The organism is Desulfovibrio sp. SGI.169, from assembly GCF_050313595.1.
Classification (GTDB): Bacteria; Desulfobacterota; Desulfovibrionia; order Desulfovibrionales; family Desulfovibrionaceae; genus Desulfovibrio.
In genome coordinates this window covers 227,208-247,859 of sequence record NZ_JBNPLS010000001.1, presented here as the reverse complement: position 1 = coordinate 247,859, position 20,652 = coordinate 227,208, and the positions used below count along the sequence as shown (strand labels likewise).

Annotated in this window: 21 protein-coding genes and 1 tRNA gene; 13 read left to right on the top strand and 9 right to left on the bottom strand. The window is 63.7% G+C overall.

The window, feature by feature from the left end:
* The first annotated feature begins 11 nt into the window (after positions 1 to 11).
* From pta to ACQRA4_RS01175, 3 genes are all read left to right on the top strand, one after another.
* Positions 12 to 2,123: a phosphate acetyltransferase gene (gene pta / locus ACQRA4_RS01185; RefSeq protein WP_427821243.1), complete on the top strand. Its 2,112-nt coding sequence runs from the start codon at positions 12 to 14 to the stop codon at positions 2,121 to 2,123.
* Between the two features lie 96 nt (positions 2,124 to 2,219).
* Positions 2,220 to 3,431, top strand: coding sequence for an acetate kinase (locus tag ACQRA4_RS01180; RefSeq protein ID WP_427821242.1), 1,212 nt, complete (start codon positions 2,220 to 2,222; stop codon positions 3,429 to 3,431).
* A gap of 274 nt (positions 3,432 to 3,705) precedes the next feature.
* Entirely contained in the window at positions 3,706 to 4,809 is a 1,104-nt protein-coding gene (locus ACQRA4_RS01175) for a D-alanyl-D-alanine carboxypeptidase family protein (RefSeq protein WP_427821241.1), read from the top strand.
* A gap of 60 nt (positions 4,810 to 4,869) precedes the next feature.
* Here ACQRA4_RS01175 and amrB read toward each other — a convergent pair whose 3' ends face one another.
* The 8 genes from amrB to rplU form a co-directional block, all read right to left on the bottom strand.
* Positions 4,870 to 5,718, bottom strand: a complete 849-nt coding sequence (amrB, locus tag ACQRA4_RS01170) for an AmmeMemoRadiSam system protein B (protein WP_427821240.1) — start codon at positions 5,716 to 5,718, stop codon at positions 4,870 to 4,872.
* 13 nt (positions 5,719 to 5,731) lie between these two features.
* Positions 5,732 to 7,204, bottom strand: a complete 1,473-nt coding sequence (locus tag ACQRA4_RS01165) for an NAD-dependent succinate-semialdehyde dehydrogenase (protein WP_427821239.1) — start codon at positions 7,202 to 7,204, stop codon at positions 5,732 to 5,734.
* 38 nt (positions 7,205 to 7,242) lie between these two features.
* The gene (locus ACQRA4_RS01160) at positions 7,243 to 8,505 is read right to left on the bottom strand and encodes a dihydroorotase (protein WP_427821238.1); all 1,263 of its coding nucleotides are present in this window, start codon (positions 8,503 to 8,505) and stop codon (positions 7,243 to 7,245) included.
* Entirely contained in the window at positions 8,502 to 9,458 is a 957-nt protein-coding gene (locus ACQRA4_RS01155) for an aspartate carbamoyltransferase catalytic subunit (protein WP_427821237.1), read from the bottom strand. The genes ACQRA4_RS01160 and ACQRA4_RS01155 overlap by 4 nt, the downstream gene beginning before the upstream one ends.
* A gap of 202 nt (positions 9,459 to 9,660) precedes the next feature.
* Positions 9,661 to 10,863, bottom strand: coding sequence for a glutamate 5-kinase (gene proB / locus ACQRA4_RS01150; RefSeq protein WP_427821236.1), 1,203 nt, complete (start codon positions 10,861 to 10,863; stop codon positions 9,661 to 9,663).
* A 118-nt stretch (positions 10,864 to 10,981) separates the two neighbouring features.
* Entirely contained in the window at positions 10,982 to 12,082 is a 1,101-nt protein-coding gene (gene obgE, locus ACQRA4_RS01145) for a GTPase ObgE (protein ID WP_427821235.1), read from the bottom strand.
* A gap of 183 nt (positions 12,083 to 12,265) precedes the next feature.
* Complete coding sequence (gene rpmA, locus ACQRA4_RS01140) at positions 12,266 to 12,535, bottom strand: 50S ribosomal protein L27 (protein WP_427821234.1); 270 nt, start codon at positions 12,533 to 12,535, stop codon at positions 12,266 to 12,268.
* Positions 12,536 to 12,657: 122 nt separating this feature from the next.
* Positions 12,658 to 12,966, bottom strand: coding sequence for a 50S ribosomal protein L21 (gene rplU / locus ACQRA4_RS01135; RefSeq protein WP_297828335.1), 309 nt, complete (start codon positions 12,964 to 12,966; stop codon positions 12,658 to 12,660).
* Positions 12,967 to 13,098: 132 nt separating this feature from the next.
* Between rplU and ACQRA4_RS01130 the strand changes: the two genes are divergently transcribed.
* From ACQRA4_RS01130 to ACQRA4_RS01085, 10 genes are all read left to right on the top strand, one after another.
* Positions 13,099 to 14,592, top strand: a complete 1,494-nt coding sequence (locus ACQRA4_RS01130; protein ID WP_427821233.1) for a class I SAM-dependent RNA methyltransferase — start codon at positions 13,099 to 13,101, stop codon at positions 14,590 to 14,592.
* 141 nt (positions 14,593 to 14,733) lie between these two features.
* Entirely contained in the window at positions 14,734 to 15,120 is a 387-nt protein-coding gene (locus ACQRA4_RS01125; RefSeq protein ID WP_427821232.1) for an AtpZ/AtpI family protein, read from the top strand.
* On the top strand, positions 15,104 to 15,532 hold the full coding sequence (locus ACQRA4_RS01120) for a hypothetical protein (protein WP_427821231.1): 429 nt from the start codon (positions 15,104 to 15,106) through the stop codon (positions 15,530 to 15,532). Before ACQRA4_RS01125 ends, ACQRA4_RS01120 begins: the two co-directional genes overlap by 17 nt.
* A gap of 114 nt (positions 15,533 to 15,646) precedes the next feature.
* Positions 15,647 to 16,351: a F0F1 ATP synthase subunit A gene (gene atpB, locus ACQRA4_RS01115; protein ID WP_427821230.1), complete on the top strand. Its 705-nt coding sequence runs from the start codon at positions 15,647 to 15,649 to the stop codon at positions 16,349 to 16,351.
* A gap of 134 nt (positions 16,352 to 16,485) precedes the next feature.
* Entirely contained in the window at positions 16,486 to 16,809 is a 324-nt protein-coding gene (gene atpE, locus ACQRA4_RS01110) for an ATP synthase F0 subunit C (RefSeq protein ID WP_008682519.1), read from the top strand.
* Between the two features lie 236 nt (positions 16,810 to 17,045).
* Positions 17,046 to 17,690: a redox-sensing transcriptional repressor Rex gene (locus ACQRA4_RS01105; protein WP_427821229.1), complete on the top strand. Its 645-nt coding sequence runs from the start codon at positions 17,046 to 17,048 to the stop codon at positions 17,688 to 17,690.
* Positions 17,687 to 18,499, top strand: coding sequence for an adenosylcobinamide-GDP ribazoletransferase (locus ACQRA4_RS01100; protein WP_427821228.1), 813 nt, complete (start codon positions 17,687 to 17,689; stop codon positions 18,497 to 18,499). The genes ACQRA4_RS01105 and ACQRA4_RS01100 overlap by 4 nt, the downstream gene beginning before the upstream one ends.
* Positions 18,500 to 18,592: 93 nt before the next feature.
* Complete coding sequence (locus ACQRA4_RS01095) at positions 18,593 to 19,171, top strand: nitroreductase family protein (RefSeq protein ID WP_427821227.1); 579 nt, start codon at positions 18,593 to 18,595, stop codon at positions 19,169 to 19,171.
* A 68-nt stretch (positions 19,172 to 19,239) separates the two neighbouring features.
* Positions 19,240 to 19,557: a hypothetical protein gene (locus ACQRA4_RS01090; protein ID WP_427821226.1), complete on the top strand. Its 318-nt coding sequence runs from the start codon at positions 19,240 to 19,242 to the stop codon at positions 19,555 to 19,557.
* Between the two features lie 110 nt (positions 19,558 to 19,667).
* Entirely contained in the window at positions 19,668 to 20,264 is a 597-nt protein-coding gene (locus ACQRA4_RS01085) for an adenylyl-sulfate kinase (protein ID WP_427821225.1), read from the top strand.
* Positions 20,265 to 20,534: 270 nt separating this feature from the next.
* Here the strand turns inward: ACQRA4_RS01085 and ACQRA4_RS01080 are convergent.
* Positions 20,535 to 20,611 (bottom strand) — tRNA-Arg (locus ACQRA4_RS01080).
* Positions 20,612 to 20,652 lie beyond the last annotated feature (41 nt).

Below are 20,652 nucleotides of genomic sequence, written 5' to 3'. Positions count from 1 at the left end.
AAGGAGTTCCTATGAAACACAACGCACTTTACGTCACAGCTACGGGGCCGCTGACCGGCAAAAGCGCCATCGCCCTGGGCACCATGCAGATGCTCAGCCGCCACATGCGCAATGTGGCCTTCTTCCGGCCCATCATCAACGAACCGCAACTGGACGACCGCGATCCTGACATCAATCTGATGCTTGAGCATTTCAAGATCAACATGGATTATGCGGACACCTTCGCCTACACCCATGCCGAGGCGCGTGAAATCATCAATCAGGGTTCACGCAACCTGTTGCTGGAAAACATCATCCAGAAGTTCAAAAAAATTCTTCTGCGACACGATTTTGTTCTCTGTGTGGGCACGGATTTTCTGGGCAAGGATCCGGTCTTTGAATTTGAGCTGAACGCCGAAATCGCGGCCAACCTGGGTTGCCCGGTCATGCTGGTGACCAGCGGCGACGACGCCAGCGCCGAAGAGATTCGCCAGTCTCTGCAAATGACCATGGACAGCCTGGAGCCTTACTCGCTGGACGTGGTGGCTACCATCATCAACCGCAGCCAGCTCTCCCAGACAGACCTGGACGAGCTGCGCGGCCAGTTCAGCGAAGACGGGCATCCCGCCCTGATTTACGCCGTGCCCAATGACCCCACCATCGGCCGGGCCACCATGGGCGACGTGAAAAAGGGGCTCAACGCCGAGGTGCTGTTTGGAGAAAACCGCATGGACACCCTGGTGGGCGACTACCTGGTGGCGGCCATGCATGTGGACAATTTTCTCCGCTACATCGCCAAAGACCAGCTGATCATCTCGCCCGGCGACCGTTCGGACATTCTGCTGGCGGCCATCGCCTCGCGCCTCTCCTCGGCCAAGCCGGACATCGCCGGCGTGCTGCTTACCGGCGGCCTGCGGCCGTCGGAAGAAGTATGCAAGCTCATCGAAGGCTGGACCGGCGCGCCCCTGCCCATCCTGCTCACCGAATACCATACCTACAGAACCATCACGGCCCTGCAGGGGGTTTACGGACTCATCGAACCCGGCGACCTGCGCAAGATCAACACGGTGCTGGGCCTGTACGAGCATCATGTCAACGGCAAGGAAATCGCCAGCCGTCTGGTATGCAAGCGCAGCAGCCGCATGACGCCCATGATGTTTGAGTTTGAACTCATCGAGCGGGCCAAAAGCGACAAGATGCGCATTGTTCTGGCCGAAGGCGAGGAAGAGCGCATCCTGCGCGCCACGGATATTCTGCTGCGCCGGGATGTGGCCGACATCATTCTGTTGGGCAATGTGAACGCCATCCGCCAGAAGGCCAGCGAACTGGGCCTGGAAGTCGAAAAGGCCACGCTTATCGACCCGGTGAACTCGCCCAAATTCGACGAGTACGCCCAAACCTACTACGAGTTGCGCAAGGCCAAGGGCATTACCCTGGAACACGCCCGCGACGTGATGAGCGACGCCACATACTACGCCACCATGATGGTCAAAAAGAACGACGCCGACGGCATGGTTTCCGGCGCGGTGAACACCACGGCCCACACCATCCGCCCGGCCTTTGAGTTCGTCAAGACCAAGCCGGGCTATTCCGTGGTTTCCTCGGTATTTCTGATGTGCCTCAAAGACCGCGTGCTGGCCTTCGGCGACTGCGCGGTGAATCCCAATCCCACGGCCCAGCAGCTGGCGGAAATCGCCGTGGCCTCGGCCCGCACCGCCGAAGTTTTCGGCATTGAACCGCGCGTGGCCATGCTCTCATACTCCACCGGCACCTCGGGCAAGGGCGCGGATGTGGACGTGGTGGTGGAAGCCACCAGAATAGCCAAGGAAATGGCCCCTGATCTGGCCCTGGAAGGCCCCCTGCAGTACGATGCGGCCATTGACCCCACAGTGGCCAAAACCAAAATGCCCGACAGCAAGGTGGCCGGCAGGGCCACGGTATTCATCTTCCCTGATCTGAACACCGGCAACAACACTTACAAGGCCGTGCAGCGGGCCGCTCAGGCCGTGGCCATCGGCCCTGTGCTCCAGGGCCTGAACAAGCCGGTCAACGACCTTTCGCGCGGCTGCACCGTGCCGGACATTGTCAATACGGTGGCCATCACCGCCGTGCAGGCCGCTGCGGAAAAAAAAGACAAGAAGTAGACAACGCTGCGCCAGAGCAGGGCCCGCGGCGGGACGGCCGAAACGCGCCCGCGCGGGCATTTTCCCTCAACGCCAAGGCAGGAAAAAGGACGACATATGAAAGTACTGGTGATTAATGCGGGCTCCTCGTCGTGCAAATATCAACTTCTGGAGATGGACACGCAAAGCGTGCTCTGCTCCGGCCTTGCCGAGCGCATCGGCCAGGCCGGCGGTCGCCTGACCCACAAGATCGCCCCTGACACGGATAAAGAGAACAAGCTGGTGCGCGAGGCGGCCTTTCCCACCCATGTGGAGGCCATGGAGCTGGTCATCGCTTTGCTGACCGATCCCGAAGTCGGCGTCATCAAGGACAAGAGCGAAATTTTCGCCATCGGACACCGCGTGCTGCACGGCGGCGAATCCATTACAGACCCGGTGCGGGTGGATCAGCGCGTCAAGGACATCATCAAAGACTGCTTCCTGCTTGGCCCCCTGCACAATCCCGCCAATCTCATGGGCATTGAAGTGGCCGAAAAGCTTTTCCCCGGCGTGCCCAATGTGGCCGTATTCGATACCGAATTCGGCATGGGCATGCCCCCGGAAGCCTACATGTACGCCCTGCCCTACGAACTGTATGAAGAACTCAAGATACGCCGCTACGGCTTCCACGGCACCTCGCACAAGTATATTGCCCGCAAGACGGCGGAATACCTGGGCAAACCCCTTGGCGAGCTGCGCTCCATCACCATGCATCTGGGCAACGGTTCGTCCATGAGCTGCGTGCGGGAAGGCAAATGCTTTGACACCAGCATGGGCCTGACCCCCCTGGAAGGGCTGATCATGGGCACGCGCTGCGGCAGCATTGATCCGGCTATCGTGCCCTTTGTGATGGAAAAGAAGGGTCTTTCCCCGGCCGAGGCCGACACCCTGATGAACAAAAAATCAGGCCTGCTGGGCCTGTGCGGCTATACGGACATGCGCGACGTGCACGCCCAGGTGGACAAGGGCGACAAGCGCGCGGCCCTGACCCTGCAAATGCTGGTGCGCAGCATCAAGAAAACTCTGGGTTCCTACGTCTTCCTGCTGGAAGGCAAGGTGGATGCCCTGGTCTTCACCGCCGGCATCGGCGAAAATGACAACATCGTGCGCGCCGCCGTCTGTGACGGACTGGAAAACTTCGGCATCAAGCTGGACCCCAAGGAAAACGACACCCGCAAGCCCGGCGCGCGAACCATCTCCCTGCCGGACAGCAAAATTCCCGTGCTGGTCATTCCCACCAACGAAGAATTGCAGATCGCCCTGGCCACGCTGGAAGTGCTGGGCAGGTAAGCCTTTTCTTCGTCGGAACATTCCGCTGTTGACAAAGGGCCGTCCTTGGGGGCGGCCCTTTCAGTAAAAGCCCGGCGGGGAGGAGAGCCAGCCGTCCGCCGGTCAGGGCCTTTCTGACGGTGAAAAGGCCCTTTTCGCCCCGTGCCGTTCCCGGCAAAAAGGCATGCCTGGCCTCTCAAATGTTTCCGCAAGGCAAAATTTTCTTGCGCCTGGCCGCGACACGGCATATCTAGAATTTATCTAACAATTTTGCATCCAGTACCACAGGTTTGCCATGCCGCGCATTCTCCGTCCCCTGCCGCGCCGGGCCTCGGCCCGCCTGCTGTTCCTTGTCGCTTTGCTCTGTCTGGCCGCGCTCCCTCCCGGAACAGGCCGCGCCGCCGCGCCGGACGCGCCGGCTCACAATTTTGTAAGCGTTCGCTCAGCCATTCTGTATGATCTGGACAACGACGCCATTCTCTTTGAGCAGAACGCCGACGAGCGCATTCCCCCGGCATCGCTGACCAAGGTGCTCTCCATGTTCCTGGCTCTGGATCACATCAGCGCCGGGCACGCCTCCTTTGACAGCGTGGTGGGCGTCAGCCGCGCCGCCGCGCGCGCCGGCGGTTCGCGCATGGGGCTCAGAAACAACGAAAGGACGTCCCTGGAGGAATTGCTCATGGGTATGGCCGTCTCCTCCGGCAATGACGCCAGCATGGCCGTGGCCGAGTTCGTGGGCGGTTCCGCCCCGGCCTTTGTGAACATGATGAACGTCAAGGCCCGCAGGCTGGGCATGCGCGACAGCCGCTTCCGCAATCCGCACGGTTTGCCCGCCCAGGGGCAGTACACCACGGCCCGCGACATGCTCACCCTGGCCAGGGCCTATCTGAAGGCCTACCCCTGGGCGCTCAGATTTCATAATACCCAGGCGCTCAACCATCAGGGGCGGATCTCTTGGAACAAAAATCCTCTGCTGGGCCAGTACCCAGGCGCGGATGGCCTGAAAACAGGCTGGATCACCGCATCGGGCTATAATCTGATTTTTACGGCCAGCCGTGGAGAAAAGCGCCTGCTGGCCGTGATTCTGGGCGCGCCCGATGATCGCGTACGCGGCAGCGAAGCCCGCCGTCTGCTGGACGCCGGCTTTCAGGTCTGCGGCAATCAGGCTGTGTCGGTGGCCGCCGCCCTGACGCTGATGCCTCTGGAAAACTACCGCCTGAACCCGCGCAAAAACGCCCGCGAGGCGGCCCGGCAGCAAGCCGCGCGGGCCAGACCCGACATGCGCGGGCAGGGCAAGGCCGTCGGCAACGGACAGCACAAGGCCCGCAAAGGCGCCAGGCAGCGCGCCTCCCGTCAGGGCCGCCAGTCCGCGCAGCATGCGCGGGCCCATGCCGGCTAGGGCATGTACACACTGGCCGTTGCCGCGTCAGCGGCTTGCGGATGGCGGCAGCGTCATCCTTCAGGACAGGAAAAGACGCAAGCCGGCATAGCCCACGGCACGCTCCGTATCGCCCGACACGGCGGCCGAAGTGTCATGGATGACAAATTCCGCTCTGGGTTTGCCCAGCCGCCGGGCGGCAAAGAGGGTCAGGGCCAGCGGCCCGGCCCCGCACATGCTGATGCGCTCGCGCTCCGTCGTTGCCAGCAGACCTTCGGGGTCACAGGCCAGGGCGCGCTCCAGCGCCAGGGCGTCCTTCTGCGCGGTGCGGCATTCATCTTCGTAGTGATTCATGTCCGAGCTGACGATGACGCCCGTTGCTTCCCCTTTTTTCTGTCGCTCAGCCAGCACGGCGGCCAGCGCCTTTCCCGCGTCGCGCAAAGCCGTCGCCCGTTGCGTGCCCACGCAGACCGGCACGATGCGCAAAGGCCGCTCAGGGCCCGACGCAACTTGCAGAAAGGGCAGAATCACCTCAATGGCATGCTCGCCCAGATGGCAGCGGGTGTCCGCCACAAAGCCGCCGTCCGTTTCAACAAGAGCGGCGGCCAGCTCGGCATCCACGGGCAGTGGGGCCAGAGGCGTGAGCCACGCGCCAGAGGGCCAGACGCCCAAAGCCCGCCCCTGTCCCGTGTGGTTGGGACAAAGAATGACCAGGGTGCGCGGCAGAGCCACCCCCGCCAGGGTCGCGCCCAGCACGCGCCCGCAATAAATGTGGCCCGCGTGGGGCAGCATCAGGCCCCAGGGCGAGGCGGCCATGCCCCCTTCGGCCGAAGCGGCCCCTTCCTCCAGATATGCGCGCGCCTCATGCGCCAGAATTTCGGCGGCGGCGGGGTAAAAACGCCCGGCCACCACAGGGCGGCGAATCAGCATCAGGCCGTTCCGCCTACGCCAGACCGCCCAGCAGCAGGTAATGCGTCTCCATATACTCCAGCAGCCCCTCTCTGCCGCCCTCGCGCCCCAGACCGCTGAACTTCACGCCGCCGAAGGGCGTTTCGGCCGAGGCCAGGGTAACGTCGTTGACGCCCAGCATGCCGTACTGCAGCGCGCCAAACAAACGCCAGGAACGGGCCAGGTCGCGGGTGCAGACATAGGAGGCCAGACCGTATGTGGTGTCGTTGGCCAGGGCCACGGCCTCATCTTCCGTGGCAAAGGGCATGACCGCGGCCACGGGCCCGAAAATTTCGCCCTGAAAAATCAGCATGTCCCGCTTCAGGCCGGCAATCAGGGTAGGCTCATAAAAATTGCCGCCCAGCGCGTGGGCGTGCCCGCCGACCAGCAGGCGCGCCCCCCTGGCCTCGGCGTCGCGCACCAGCCCGTCCACCCGTTCCACGGCGCGGGCGTTGATCAGCGGGCCCATGTCCGTGGCCGGGTCAAGGCCGTCGCCCACGCGCAATGCCCTGATACGCCCGGCCAGCCCTTCCACAAAGCGTTCATAGATGCCGTTCTGAACCAGAATGCGATTGGCGCAGATGCAGGTCTGACCGGCATTGCGAAACTTGCAGGCCATCGCCAGGTCAAGGGCCGCCTTGAGGTCCGCGTCATCAAAAACCAGAAAGGGCGCGTTGCCGCCCAACTCCAGAGACATGCGCTTGAGGGTGGGCGCGCAGTCGGCGGCCAGCCGCCTGCCCACCTCGGTGGAGCCGGTAAAGCTGACCTTGCGCACTGTGGGGTTGGCCGCGATTTCACCGCCGATCTCCGCCGCCGAACCGGTCAGCACATTGATGACCCCGGCGGGAATGCCCACACGCATGCCCAGCTCGGCCTGAGCCAAGGCGCTGTACGGCGTGCGGCCCGCCGGTTTTATCACAATGGTGCAGCCCGCGGCCAGGGCGGGAGCGGTTTTGCGCGGCAGCATGGCGAAGGGGAAATTCCAGGGAGTGATGGCCGCCGCCACGCCCACTGGCTCATGCCGGGTGAGGCATTGCGTGCCCTGCCGGAACGGGGGCGTCACGTCACCGCAGATGCGGCGGCATTCCTCGGCGTACCAGCCCAGATAGGACGCGCCCTGCAGAATTTCGCCCCTGGCCTCGGCCAGAGGCTTGCCCTCCTCCAGCGTCAGAATCCTGGCCAGATCCTCCAGATTATCCCTGATGGCCTGTTCCCAGCTCTTCAGGTACGCGCCGCGTTGCAGGGGGGTGAGCGCGCGCCAGGCCGGAAAGGCCGCCGAGGCGGCTTCAATGGCCCGCCGGGTTTCGGCCGCGCCGCATCCGGGCACGACGCCCAGTTGTTTTTCATTGGCCGGGTTGGTCACAGGCAGCGCGCTTTTGTCGTCCGCGTCGCGCCATTGGCCGTTGATCAGGCACTGCTGGCGGAACAGGCCGCGGTCTTTCAAAACGGCAAGCATGGATTCAGGCATGAAAAACCTCATGGATGTCATCCGGCGTCGCGCCGGGTTCAAAACAGCATTCTGCCGCCGAGCCAGTGATGTTTGACGCGCCCGCGCAAGCTCTGCCCCAGAAAGGGGGTATTGCGGCTTTTGGAGTGCATGGTTTCAGGGCCGGGCGCCCAGACCTCGTCCGGGTCCAGCAGAAAGAAATCCGCCGGATCGCCGGGGGCGAAGCCATTCCAGGGCAGGTGAAAAATCTCCGCCGGGGCGCGGCACCAGAGGCGTTGAAGGTCAGCCTCGGCCAGAACGCCCTCGCGCACCAGCCCCCAGCTCAGGCTCACGGCCAGATCCAGGCCGGTGAAGCCGCAGGGGGCTTCGTCCAGCGTGCCTTCCTTTTCATGGGCCGCGTGCGGGGCGTGATCCGTAACCAGCATATCAATGACGCCCTCTTTCACGGCGCGGCGCAGGGCCTCGCGGTCTTCAGGGCGGCGCAGCGGCGGGCTGACCTTGGCGGCGGTGTTGTACCCCCTGAGCGCGCTCTCGTCCAGAAGCAGGTAATGGGGGCAGGTTTCAGCGCTGACCCTGACGCCGCGCGCCTTGCCCCAGGCAATGACATCCACGGTGAGCTTGCTCGAGACATGCGCGATATGCACGGGCAGGCGCAGATATCCGGCCAGCATGACATCGCGCGCGGCCTGCGCGGCCTCGCCCACATCGGGCTGGCCCTTGACGCCCAGAAGGCCGCTCACGTCTCCTTCGTTCATCAGCCAGCCCCGGCCCAGGCGAGGGTCTTCGCAGTGGTCGATCAGGGTCAGTTCAAGGTCCGCCGCGTATTCCATGACGCGGCGCAGCAATTCGGCATTTTCCAGCGGGCGGCCGTCGTTGGATACGGCCACGCAGCCCGCGTCCCTCAGCTCCGCCAGAGGGGCCATTTCCTCTCCCTTGAGCCCCACAGTGGCCGCCGCAATGGGGTACAGACGCGGGCCGTGCGGGTGGCTCAGGCGGGCCCGTTCCAGCATAAAGCGGGTCACGGTCGCCGCGTCATTGACCGGCCTGGTGTTGGCCATGCACATGACCGCGCCGAAGCCGCCGCGGGCCGCCGCCGTCAGGCCCGATGCGATGTCTTCCTTGTACTCGAAGCCCGGTTCGCGCAGGTGCGCATGCGCGTCGATAAAGCTGGGCATCAGCACCAGCCCCCGCGCGTCGAACAGCTCACTGCCCTCGGGCGCGGCATGATGGCCCGCCGGGGTCATGGTCACTATCTTGTCGCCGTCCACCAGCAAATCCACCGGGGCTTCCAGATGGCGGGCGTTTGTGATGCAAAGCGTCATGCGTTTCCTCCGTCATTGCGCGTGGCCAGCAGATAGAGCACGGCCATGCGCGTGGCCACGCCGGCGGCCACTTGGTCAAGCACCAGGCTGGCGGGCGCGTCGGCAATCTCATCGGAAATTTCAAGCCCCCGATTCATGGGGCCGGGATGCAGCACCCTGGCGCCGGGCCGGGCCAGCGCCAGATGGGACGCGCCCAGGCAGAAGCGGCGCGAATATTCCGCCAAATCGGGCAGCAGTCCGGCCTGTTGGCGCTCCAGCTGCAGGCGCAGGCACATGACCGCGTCCACATCCCGCACCGCGCGCCCGAGGTCGGAAAAAACCTCCACCGGCCAGTTTTCCACCCCGGCGGGCAGCAGGGTGCGCGGCGCGCAGAGCCGCACCTTGACCCCCAGCAGATGCAAAAGATGCACATTGGAGCGGGCCACCCGGCTGTGGGCGATGTCGCCCAGAATCAGCAGGCTGCGGCCCGCGAAACTGTCGCCCCAGGTCTGACGCAGACTGAAGCAGTCCAGCAGGGCCTGGGTGGGATGGGCGTGCCAGCCGTCGCCGCCGTTGACAACGCCGCAGGGCAGCAGATCGGCCAGAAAGGCCGCCGCGCCGCTGCTGGAATGCCGGATGACAATGACATCCGGCCCCATGGCCTGCAAGGTCAGGGCCGTGTCCTTGAGGCTTTCGCCCTTGTTCAGACTGGAACCGGACTTGGCCAGGGAGTAGGTGTCGGCGGAAAGGCGCTTGCCCGCCACGTCAAAGGAAGTCTTGGTGCGGGTGCTGTTCTCCACAAAGAACAGCACCACGGTCTTGCCCTTGAGCGTGGGCACCTTCTTGACCGGACGGCGGTTGATTTCCTGAAAGCTGGCGGCCAGATCCAGCAGATGGCGGACATCTTCGCCGCTCAACTGGGTCACGTCCAGCAGATCCTTGTGCTGCCAGTGATAGCGGTTGTCGGTATTCATGGGCGTGTGGACTGAAAGTTAAAAAAAAGCCCCGCTGAAACCAACGGGGAACAGAACAACGCGCGGTCGGGCGGGCCGGAACACGAGCGGCAGCCCGGAGCGGCGCGAGGCATGGGCTTTACATAACTTCATGGGCAAAAATGTTAGGCGCGCTGCGGTTCTTTGTAAAGGAAAAAGTCTGGGTTCCAGCCCCGGGCCGGGGCTATACGGCCGCGTCCAGCAAAAGATTGTCCCTGTGGATGACTTCGGGATAATGGGCGTCGCCCAGAATGGCCGCCACCTCATGACGCCTGAGGCCCATGATTTTTTTCAGATCCGCCGCGCTGTAGTTGGAAAGGCCCACTCCCAGACTGCGGCCTTCGTGCAGCACGCGCACCAGCGCGCCTTTCTGGAAGGCGCCTTCCACCTGTCGCACGCCGCCGGGCAGCAGGCTGCCGCCCTTGCGCAGCAGCGCCTGCGCCGCGCCGGCGTCCACACACACCCCCCCCGCGGGTTCCGATTGATAGGCCAACCAGAATTTGCGGCGCGGTATGGCATGCCCGGCCGGACGCACCCAGGTTCCGGGAAGCGGCGTCGCGCAGGGGCCGCCGCCCGCCGCCGCAAAGGCGCGGCCCAGCACGTCGGGGGCGCGACCGGGCAGAATCAGGGTGGGCACGCCAATCTGGGCGGCGCGCCGCGCGGCCAGCAGCTTGGAATACATGCCGCCCGTGCCCGCCGAGGTTTTGCCGCCACAGAGCCGGCCGAGGTCCAGGGCGGCCACGTCGTCGATATGTTCCAGCACCGGCGCGTCGACTTCCCGCTGGGGGTTGGCGGCCAGCACGCCGGGCGCGGAGGTCAGGTTGATGAACAAATCCGCGCCGGTAAGGTTGACCAGCAGGCTGGCCAGGCAGTCATTGTCGCCAAATTTGAGTTCGCTGACCGATACCGTATCATTTTCATTGACAATGGGCAGCACGCGCCACTGCAACAATTCCGCAAAGGTATTGCGGGCATTGAGAAAACGCTGGCGCGAACGCAGATCGTCGCGGGTCAGCAACACCTGGGCAGTGGGCACGCCATACATGTGAAAAGCCGCATCCCATGCCTGCATGAGACGGCTCTGGCCCACAGCAGCAGCCGCCTGCCGGGCCGCCAGGCCCGTGGTGTCCGCCTGCCTGCCGCGCCCGGCCAGGGCCGCGCGCCCGGCGGCCACCGCGCCGGAGGATACCAGCACCAGACGCCGCCCGTCAGGCAGAGCTTCTTCCGGCGCGGCCAAGCGGGCCAACTGCCCGGCCAGACCGTCCAGCACCGCCTGGCTGAGACCCTGAGCGTCGGTCAGCACGGCGCTGCCCACCTTGATCACCACCACGCGGGCATGCGCCAGCACATGCGCCCGCTCCCGCCGCCAGTCCTCCGGCCTTTCCATCGCCGCCTCCACTGCAATCGCGCTCAGGGCAGAGCATTGTTTGAAAGTTCATGCTTTTTCAAGCTCTTTTGCCGCCCCAAAAGCGTATGGGGCCGCCTCGCTTTCCGATTCGCATGTCTCATTCGCGCGTGTAAATCACCTCAATATCCGAAAATTCCTCGTCCTCTTCCGCCTCTTCCCGCTGGAGGCGCAGCAGCGGCTCATGCCGGGCAAGCGCATCACGCAGCCGCCAGAGTTCGTCTGTTAGCGCGTCCAGGCCCTGCCCCTCCCGCGCGGAGATGAAAAATATCCTCCGCCCATCGGCCTCGGCGCGGGCTTTCAGGGCCTCCAGGCGCTCCGGCTCCGCCAGATCCGCCTTGTTGATCACCTCAATCTGGCCCCGTTCGGCCAGCGCCGGGTCAAAATGGCGCAATTCCTCATTGACCAGCTGAAATCCGGCCCAGGGGTCCGCGTCATCCACATCCTCAATGCTCAGCATGTGCACCAGAAAGCGGGTGCGTTCCACATGCTTGAGGAAGCGATGCCCCAGCCCCTGCCCGGCATGCGCCCCCTCAATGAGCCCGGGGATGTCGGCAATGACCATGCGCCTGTCCGGGTCCACCGCATCAATCATCACGCCCAGATTGGGCGTGAGCGTGGTGAAGGGATAGGCCGCGATCTTGGGCCGTGCCGCCGAGATTTGCGAGATAAGCGTGGACTTTCCCGCGTTGGGCAGGCCGACAAGCCCGGCGTCGGCCAGAATCTTCAGCTCCAGCCGCAGGGTCAGTTCCTCGCCGGGTTCGCCGGGCTGGGCGAAACGCGGCGCGCGCATGGTGGAGGACTTGAAATGCTCGTTGCCCTTGCCGCCGCGCCCGCCGCGCGCCGCCAGCACAAGGCTGTCCGGCTCGCTGAGGTCGGCTAGCAGGCGTTCGCCCTCCGGCCCTTCGGCAAAAACCAGTGTGCCCACCGGCAGGCCCAGTACCAGGTCTTCGCCCTTTTTGCCGTCGCACTGGCCGCCCTGGCCGGGCTGGCCGTTGCGGGCCTCATAAAGCCGCTTCAGGCGAAAATCATAAAGGGAGAGCAGACGGCTGTCGGCACGCAGGTATACGGAACCTCCGTCGCCGCCATTGCCGCCGTCCGGGCCGCCGCGCGGCACAAACTTTTCACGCCGGAAGGACAGGCAGCCGTGACCGCCCTTGCCCGCCCGAACCTGTATTTTCGCTTCATCCACAAATCGCATGACATCCCTCTGATCCGCCTGATTCAGCTGATTCGCGAAGCATGGCGGCCCCGTCGGCGCATGGCCCGCAACCGCCCGCCGCGCGGCGGCAAACGGCTTCAGCATGCCCGCCAAAACGCAAAAAAGGAAGAAGCCGCGCCAGAGTACGGCTTCTTCCCTGAAAAAAAACCCGTAAGCGTGAGGCTATTGCGCGGCGGATTCCACATGCACGCGCGTCAGCACGCGGCGCTTGCGGATGTATTTTTCAAAGCGCACCACACCTTCCACCTTGGCGAAAAGGGTGAAGTCTCTGCCCATGCCCACGTTATTGCCGGGGTACACAACGGTGCCCAACTGACGCACGAGAATATTGCCGGCCAGCACACGCTGACCGCCGAAACGCTTGACGCCGCGACGTTGACCCGCGCTGTCGCGACCGTTGCGCGAAGAGCCGCCTGCTTTTTTATGAGCCATGATAGCCTCCTGAATGCTGAAGCGCCCGGACGCCCGTCGGATTTTTCGTCCGCGCCCGCCGCCTCTTGCCTGGAGGCCGCCGGATGCAAACGGAAAAAGCGGACACGCGCCGAAACGGCAGCCTAACTGTTGATGCTTTTGACGCGAATGGTGGTGCAGTCCTGACGATGCCCGCGCAAGGTTTTGGAATCCTTGCGCCGACGACGCTTGAACACCATGACCTTGGGGCCGCGCCCCTGTTCCACCACTTCCGCCGTCACGGCGGCGCCGGCAAGATAGGGGGCGCCGACCTTGCAATCCGCGCCGCCGATCATCAGCACCTTATCCAGAGTCACGTCGCTGCCGGCCTGGGCCGCGAGCTTTTCCACAACGATTTTGGAACCTTCTTCGACGCGGTACTGTTTTCCGCCGGTCTCGATAATCGCGTACATGCTCAACCTCCAAAAAGAGAAAGGAATATCTGCCCGATCAGACAAAAAATGTCAAGGCCCGATCTCAATCATTTCAGGCGGGCCCTGCGCGCGGCCTTGGCAAAAGCGCGGCGACGCTGCTATTCTGCCGGCATGAGCGATATTCTCACTGTGACCGTGAGCGGCCTGGCCCATGACGGGCGCGGCATCGCCCGCATGACGGAAAACGGCGACAGCGGACGCGGCGCGGTTCTCTTTGTGGCCGGCGCGCTGCCGGGGCAGACCGTCCGGGCGCGGATTGTCCGGCGCAAGGCCCGGCTGCTGGAAGCCGACCTGCTGGACGTGCTGCGCCAGGCTCCGGATGCCGTGCCGCCGCTCTGTCCGCATCAGTCGGTCTGCGGCGGCTGCCCCCTGCAAATCATGCCCTATTCCGCGCAGTTGCGCTGGAAAGAATCTCTGGCTCTGGAAGCCTTGCACCGCATCGGACGCCTGGACCGCGCGCTGCTCAACATGGCGTGGGAAGCCCCGCAACCTTCGCCGACCCGCACGGCCTTTCGCAATAAAATGGAATTCGCCTTCGGGCCGGGCGCGGACGGCGGCATGGCGCTGGGTCTGCGCCGTCGCGGCGGCGCGGGGGTTGTGGCCGTGCCGGGCTGCGTTCTGCCGCCCGCCGGAGCGCGGGACATTCTGGAGGCGGTTCGCGACATGGCGGAAGAAAGCGGCCTGCCGCCGTATGTCGCGCCCGCGCCCAGGCGCGACACGGGGCGCGATACGGGACGGGGCGCGGGGGCTGACGCCGCGTCGCATGGCTTCTGGCGTTTTCTGATTCTGCGGCACGGGCGAAAAGGCGACGACCCGGCGCCGCGCTGGTGGGCCTTATGCGTCACCAGCGCCGGCGGCGCCGCGGGCCGGGCGGCGGCGCGCGCCCTGGGCGAACGCCTGTTGCAACGCTTTCCGGCCGTGGCCGCCTTCATTCATGAGGAACGGCAACGACCCGACGCTCTGGCGGCCGGGGAGCGCCGCGTTCTCTGCCTGGACGAACAGGGGCGGGAAGACGCCGAAGCCGCCCTGCTGCGCCTGCCTCTGGGTGGCCGCCTGTTCGGTCTGGACGCGGCCTCCTTCTTTCAGGTCAACACCGCCGCGGCGCAGGAACTGGCCCGTCTGGTCACGGAGGCGCTCGGCAGCGACTGTGTGAAAAAAAGTTCATCTCTGCTGGATTTGTACTGCGGCGTGGGCGCGCCGGGCCAGTTGCAGGCGCCCGCCTTCGAGCGCCTGCTGGGCCTGGAGCACGACAGGCGCGCCGTGGCGCTGGCCCGGCGCAATGCGGAGCGGGCCGGGCTGAATCACTGCCGTTACGAGGCCGGAGACGCGGCGGCCCTGCTGGAGCGGCCGCGGCGCGACCGCGCCGCGGCCTGGGATACGGCGCTGGCCGACCCTCCGCGCGCCGGCCTGACGCCGCGGGTTCTGACCAGTCTGCTGAAGCTGCGCCCCCGGCGCATCCTTTACATATCCTGCAATCCGGCCACGCTGGGGCGGGACGCCCAGACGCTTCAGGAGCATTACAGGCTGGAACGCCTGACGGGGGTGGATCTTTTTCCGCATACGCCGCACCTGGAATGCCTCAGCCTCTGGCGGCTTCGGGCCTGAACGCTCGACAAAATGAGCGCAGAGGCCGAATGTTTCCGCGCAAAGCCGTTGACGCGCCGTCAGGGCTGTGATAATTTACACAGCGTTAGGGGTTTTGCAGCGTGCGGAATGTACGCGCCGTTGACATTGGCGGAGGCGGCGGTGTCATTCAAAGACATTCTCAAACAACAACAGAGCGGCATGGAAGCCCTGGCCACCACCGGGGTCATTGGTCTGCACCTGGTCAGCGGGCCGCTGGTGGGTTTTGCCATGGGTTACGGCCTGGACAGCTGGCTGAACACAGGCCCCTGGTGCAAGCTGGCCTTTCTTCTGCTGGGCATTGCCGCCGGTTTTTTGAATGTCTACCGCGACACGCGGCATCTTTTGAAAAAAATGGCGGTCGAAGACGCCCGCCGCAAGGGCCTTGCCGCGCCCCCCCATACGCCGTCCGCGGATGAGGCTCACGCGGCGCGGCGGGCGGCGAAAGCGCGACAACGCGGAGAGAGTGATGGCCGTGCGGGCGCTGCGAACGATGATGCACAGCCTTGATGCCTGGCTCTGGCGACGGGGCGTCCGCCATCCGGTCATCCGGCCGCTGGTGCGCAACGAAGTGTTGCTGACGGCCCTTTCTCTGCTGTGCGGCGGCATCGTCTTTAGCATAACGCCCTGGTTTTTGTGGTTTGGAGTGGGCCTGGGCATCATGGCCCTGACGTTCTGGAGCCTGGCGCGCTTTTTTCTGCGCACGGGCCTGGGCGAATACAGCGCCGCTTTTCTGCGTGTCGTGCTCTTGCGCTGGGGCGGCAGGCTGCTGCTTTTCGCCGGGCTGCTTTATCTGGCCCTGGCGGTCTGGCAAGCGCCGGTGACGGCCATCCTGGGCGGCCTGACCGCCGGGGCGGTCACGGCCCTGCTCACCTTCGCCGTGGTTTCGCGCGAGGCAGGGGGCGCTACCGGCCGGGGTTGAACGCCGCGACGCGGGGGCCGGACAGGGCGGCATTTTTGGGGGAAAGGCTGCGGGCATGCCGCCGCGCGGTCTTGAAAAACACGGTTCAGCTCGTTTCACACAGGAGGCTGGCTCATGGCAGGTGGTTTGCCGCATCCGGTATTGCTCTCCACATTTATGGGCATGGACGAGATCACCCTGGGCGGACAGGTGATCGAATTCAAACACGTCTTTTATTCCTGGGTCTGCATGGCCGTTCTTTTTGTGGCGGCCTTCATCATGCGCCGCCGCCTGACCCTTGTGCCGGGAGGTCTGCAAAATTTCTTCGAGGCGCTCATCGACACCATTGAGCGCTTCGTCTGCTCGACCATGGGCGAGGTGGGGCGCAAATACGTTCCCCTGCTGGCCGGCATGTTCATCTATATTTTCGGCATGAACCTCATGGGTCTGATCCCCGGTTTCGACGCGCCCACAGCCAATCTGAACACCACGGTATGCATGGCGCTCTTTGTGCTGGTCTATTACAACGCCGTGGGCCTGATGCGCTGGAAGGCCCATTACATCCATCAGTTCACCGGGCCGTCCAAATTTCTCATTCCGCTCATGCTCCCGCTGGAAGTGGTTTCGCACCTTTCGCGGCCGGTTTCTCTCTCCCTTCGTCTTTTCGGCAACATCCGGGGCGAGGAAATCGTCATGATTCTCTTTTTTGTCATGGCTCCCCTGCTGGGCACTTTGCCCATCTACGCCCTCTTTCTGCTGGGCAAGACCATGCAGGCTTTTGTGTTCTTCATGCTGACCATGTTCTACATCAAGGGCGCTCTGGAAGGCCCTGAACACTAAAACGGACGGGCTTCGCCCCGCGGGGGCAAAGCTCGGGCCGCCTGGGCACGCGGCCCGAAAAGGCCATGACTGCCCGCATTTTGGGGGAATGGTCGCGCGCGACCCAACAATAAACCAGTGGAAGGAGTGCTCTCATGCGCAAATTTTTGATGATCGCCTTGAACACCGTGGCCCTGCTGGGCCTGGCCAGCATGGCTTTTGCCGCCAACCAGCTTGATTCCGCCGCTCTGGGCTATACCTGCCTGGCCGCCGCCCTGGGCATCGGCATCGCCGCTTTCGGCTGCGGCATCGGCATGGGCCTGGGCCTCAAGGGCGCCTGCGAAGGCGTCGCCCGCAACCCCGACGTGAGCGGCAAGATCACCGGCACCATGATTCTGGCCTTCGCCTTCATCGAATCACTGGCCATTTACGCTCTGGTTATCAGCTTCATCCTGCTCTACGCCAACCCTTACGCGTAGCGCGTTTTTCGCGGTCACAAAAAAGGAGGCTTCGGCCTCCTTTTTTTTTATGGCCCTGAACATGCTGCGCCGTATATCTTCTGGCTTTTCGCAAAGCCGCAGTCGCAAGGCGCGCACGCCTCGTCAGGCTTACGGGAGAGGCCGCTTGCATTGCGATTTGTTTTCAAGTATTCTGAGCAGTACTTTATTCCGCAAGGCAATTATTTAAATCCATTGCGAGCAGCAAAGGCATCGGCATGGCCACGCAACCCAAAAGCAAGCATATTCCCCGCGCCACCATTCAGCGTCTTGCCACCTATGTGCAGGTGCTTGAAAATTTCGCCCGTGACGATGTGGAAGTCATCTCATCCAATCCCCTGGCCGAAGCCTGCGGCGTCAACGGCTCACAGGTGCGCAAGGATCTGGCCTATTTCGGAGAGTTCGGCATCCGTGGCGTGGGCTATCATGTGACCTCGCTCATCGCGGCCATCACGTCGGCGCTGGGCGTGGACTGCGAATGGCGGATGGCCCTGATAGGCGTGGGCAACCTGGGCAAGGCCATCCTGAACCACGACGAATTTCGCGCGCGCGGCTTCAACATTGTGGGTATTTTTGACTGCGACCCCTTCAAGATAGGTGAAATCGTGCATGGCCTGGAGGTGCATTGCACCAAGGATCTCAAAAACATGGTGGCCGAACTCGGCATTGAAATCGGCATCATCACCACCCCGCCAGAGCGGGCCCAGCGCGCGGCCCAGCATCTGGTGGACGCGGGCCTGACCTCCATTCTCAATTTCACCACTTCGCGAATCAAGACGCCGGAACGCGTTCATGTGGAATATGTGGACTTTTTCCACCATCTGTACGCGCTGGCCTTCAATCATACCCAGGCCCGTTTTTGAAGCCACACGCCGCGCGACTGATCAGCGCCGGGGGCCGTTTTCTGGATGCCCTGGCGTTTCTGAGCCGCCTTGCGCCGCCCCGGCCCCGCAATGCGCGGGCTCTGGCCGCCTGCGTGCCGTGGTTCGCCCCTGTGGGTCTGGTTTTGGGCTGCCTGTACACAATGGCTGCCTGGCTGTTTCTGCGCCTTTTTTTTGCGTCGCCGGGCGCGGCGTTCTTTTCCGGCCTGTCGGCCTGGTTCGCCGTTGCGCTGGCCGCCTGGTTCTGGCTGGCTTTGGAGCTGTGGACCACACGCGGTCTGCACTGGGACGGCCTGGCCGATCTGGGTGACGCCTGCGGCAGCGGCGCAAGCGGGGCGCGGTTCCGGGAAATTCTGAAAGACAGCCGTCTGGGCGTCTTCGGCGCGCTGAGCCTGCTGCTGGTCTTCAGCGGCCAATGGCTGACCCTGGCCTGGCATCTGGCGGTCGGGCACTGGCCGCTGCTCGTCCTGGCTCCGGCCTGGGGCCGGGCCTGCGCGGTCTGGCTGGCCGCGTCCGCCCCGTTCCATAACCCCGCCTCTCTGGGCGGGCTGACCTGTGCCGGAGTTGACGCAGCCGTGCGTCGCCTGTACTGCCTGGCGGCCTTTTTGCTGGTCTGCCTTCTGGCGGCGTGGGGCCTCGGCCCGTGGCAATGCCTGTTTCTGCTTGGGGCGCAATGGTGGCTCACACGCCGCCTGGCCGCCACGGCCCGTCGCCAGGGCGGGCTTTCCGGCGATTTTCTGGGCGCGGCCATTGAGCTTGGGCAGTTGTGCTTTCTGCTGGCAACACTGTGAGGCCGAAGCGATCGGCCTATCGTACCGCCCTCCGGCGGGGAAAGCTGACCGCCGCCGCGCTTCATGTGACCTTAAAACCAAGGAGTACGGCATATGGACTTCAAAGAACTGGTGAAAGCCGCCCGCACCTGCCGCCGTTTTGAAGAGAACCAACCCCTGACCATGGCCGATCTGGAATGGCTGACGGATTGCGCTCGCATGACGCCTTCGGCCCGCAATGCCCAGGAACTGCGCTTCATTCTGGTGGGGCCGGGAGAAACCTGCCGCAAACTGTTCAGCCTGACCCGCTGGGCCGGCGCGCTCAAGGACTGGGGGGGCCCCCACCCCGGCGAACGCCCCACGGCCTTCATCGCCGTGCTTGTGCCCGAAAACGGCAAGGAACTGGTCTGCTACGATACGGGCATCGCCTGCCAGACCATTCAACTGGCGGCCACCAGCCGGGGCTGGGGCTGCTGCATCATCCAGGTCTTTGATCACAAGGCCGTGCCGGAATTGCTGGGCGCGCCCGACGGCATGAAAATCGCCTTGGTGCTCGGCCTTGGCGTGGCCAGGGAAAAACGCGCGCTGGCTCCCGTGCCCGCCGACGGCTCCCTCAGCTACTGGCGTGACGAGGAGGGCGTGCACCATGTGCCCAAACGCCCGTTGAACGAAATAGTGATCAAGCGTTTCTAGCGTCTACTTGCAAAAGTGGACACTCCAAAAGCCGCAATAATTTTGCGGCGGCGTAGCCGGGTTCATTTGTGAAAAACCGCATTTTTTCGCGAACGATCCCGGAAAAATTCTTCGCGGAATTCCGCGCGGAAATTATCCGTCAAAAACGGTCTTTTTCGCGCTGGCCGCGTCACTGGGCGATTTTTGTCGGTCATGTGCATGAGCGCACTCCCGCCAGAAATCGCCCATTTTCTTGCCAGTACAAAAAATTCCTGTTTTTGGGAATTCGTGTGGCGACAGCCCCCGCCCTTCGCTGCGCTTCGGGCGGCGAGCGGAAAATCTCCCTTTTTACCGCATGGCTGTCAAAACTTCCTCCCGCCTTGCGCGTTCGCCGGGCAATACCTTGATTCACCACAAAAATCGAGCTGTGGCCCTTTTTTTGCATAATGCGAATAACAAGTTCGGTCACAACGGCATTCGGCTGTATGCCGGGCCACCATGTCAAAGCGAGGTTCGCATGATGCCTATTCTCTGGTTGTTGGGGCTTTCCGGCAGCGGCAAAACAACGTTGGGCTCTCTTCTGCGTCTGTACCTGGAGGCGCAGGGCCATGAGGTCGAGTTCGTCGATGGCGACCGCTTCCGTCGTCAGTTCGGCTTCGGCGGCTTCCGGCCTGAAGACCGTCTGCGCAATATCGACGCCATGCGCGAGCATGTGCTGCAGGCCCACGCGCAGGGCAAAATCTGCATTGTGGCGGCCATTACCCCGTATGAGTGCATGCGTCAGAAAAACCGCGACCAGCTTCCTCTGTACCGCGAAGTTTGGGTGCGTTGCTCCCTGCGTACGCTGGTGGAGCGTGACACCAAAGGCTTTTACGCCCGCGCCGCGCGCGGTGAAATGGATTTGCTGACCGGCGTTTCCGACGCTTTTGACGAGCCCGCGCGAGCCGACCGCATTATTGATACGGATCGTCTCAGCCTGGCGGAAAGTTATATGGCCCTGCGTGATCTGGCAGAGGAAACCCTGGCGGAAAGTCGCAACTGGCGGCGGGTTCGCGAGGAACTGCCTCTGAAAAACATGCCGGATCGCTCAGTGTTGAACAACTATTTTTTGTAAAGAGATTCAGGTGAAGGCCCCGCCTCTTCGGCCAGAAGGCCAAAATTCAGGGCGGCCAGCTTTGCGAAGCTGGCCGCCCTGAGGCTGCTGCCAGAGGTCAGCAGCCCCGGAAATCAGGAGCAGGTCGCGGCTTTGCCGCGCCATAAGCGACTGATTTTCGTGTCTTTCCGTCAAGCCGCGCAAGCGTCTTAGACGGCGCAAACACCGCAAAGCGGGGTTTGTCATCAATAAGGGAGCGGCCAGCTTTGCGAAGCTGGCCGCCCTGAATTTTGGCGCGCCCGGCGCGATTCGAACGCACGGCCTTTGGCTCCGGAGGCCAACGCTCTATCCAACTGAGCTACGGGCGCGCAAGATGCACTTTGATATGCTTTGTGCGTGCGCCTGTCAA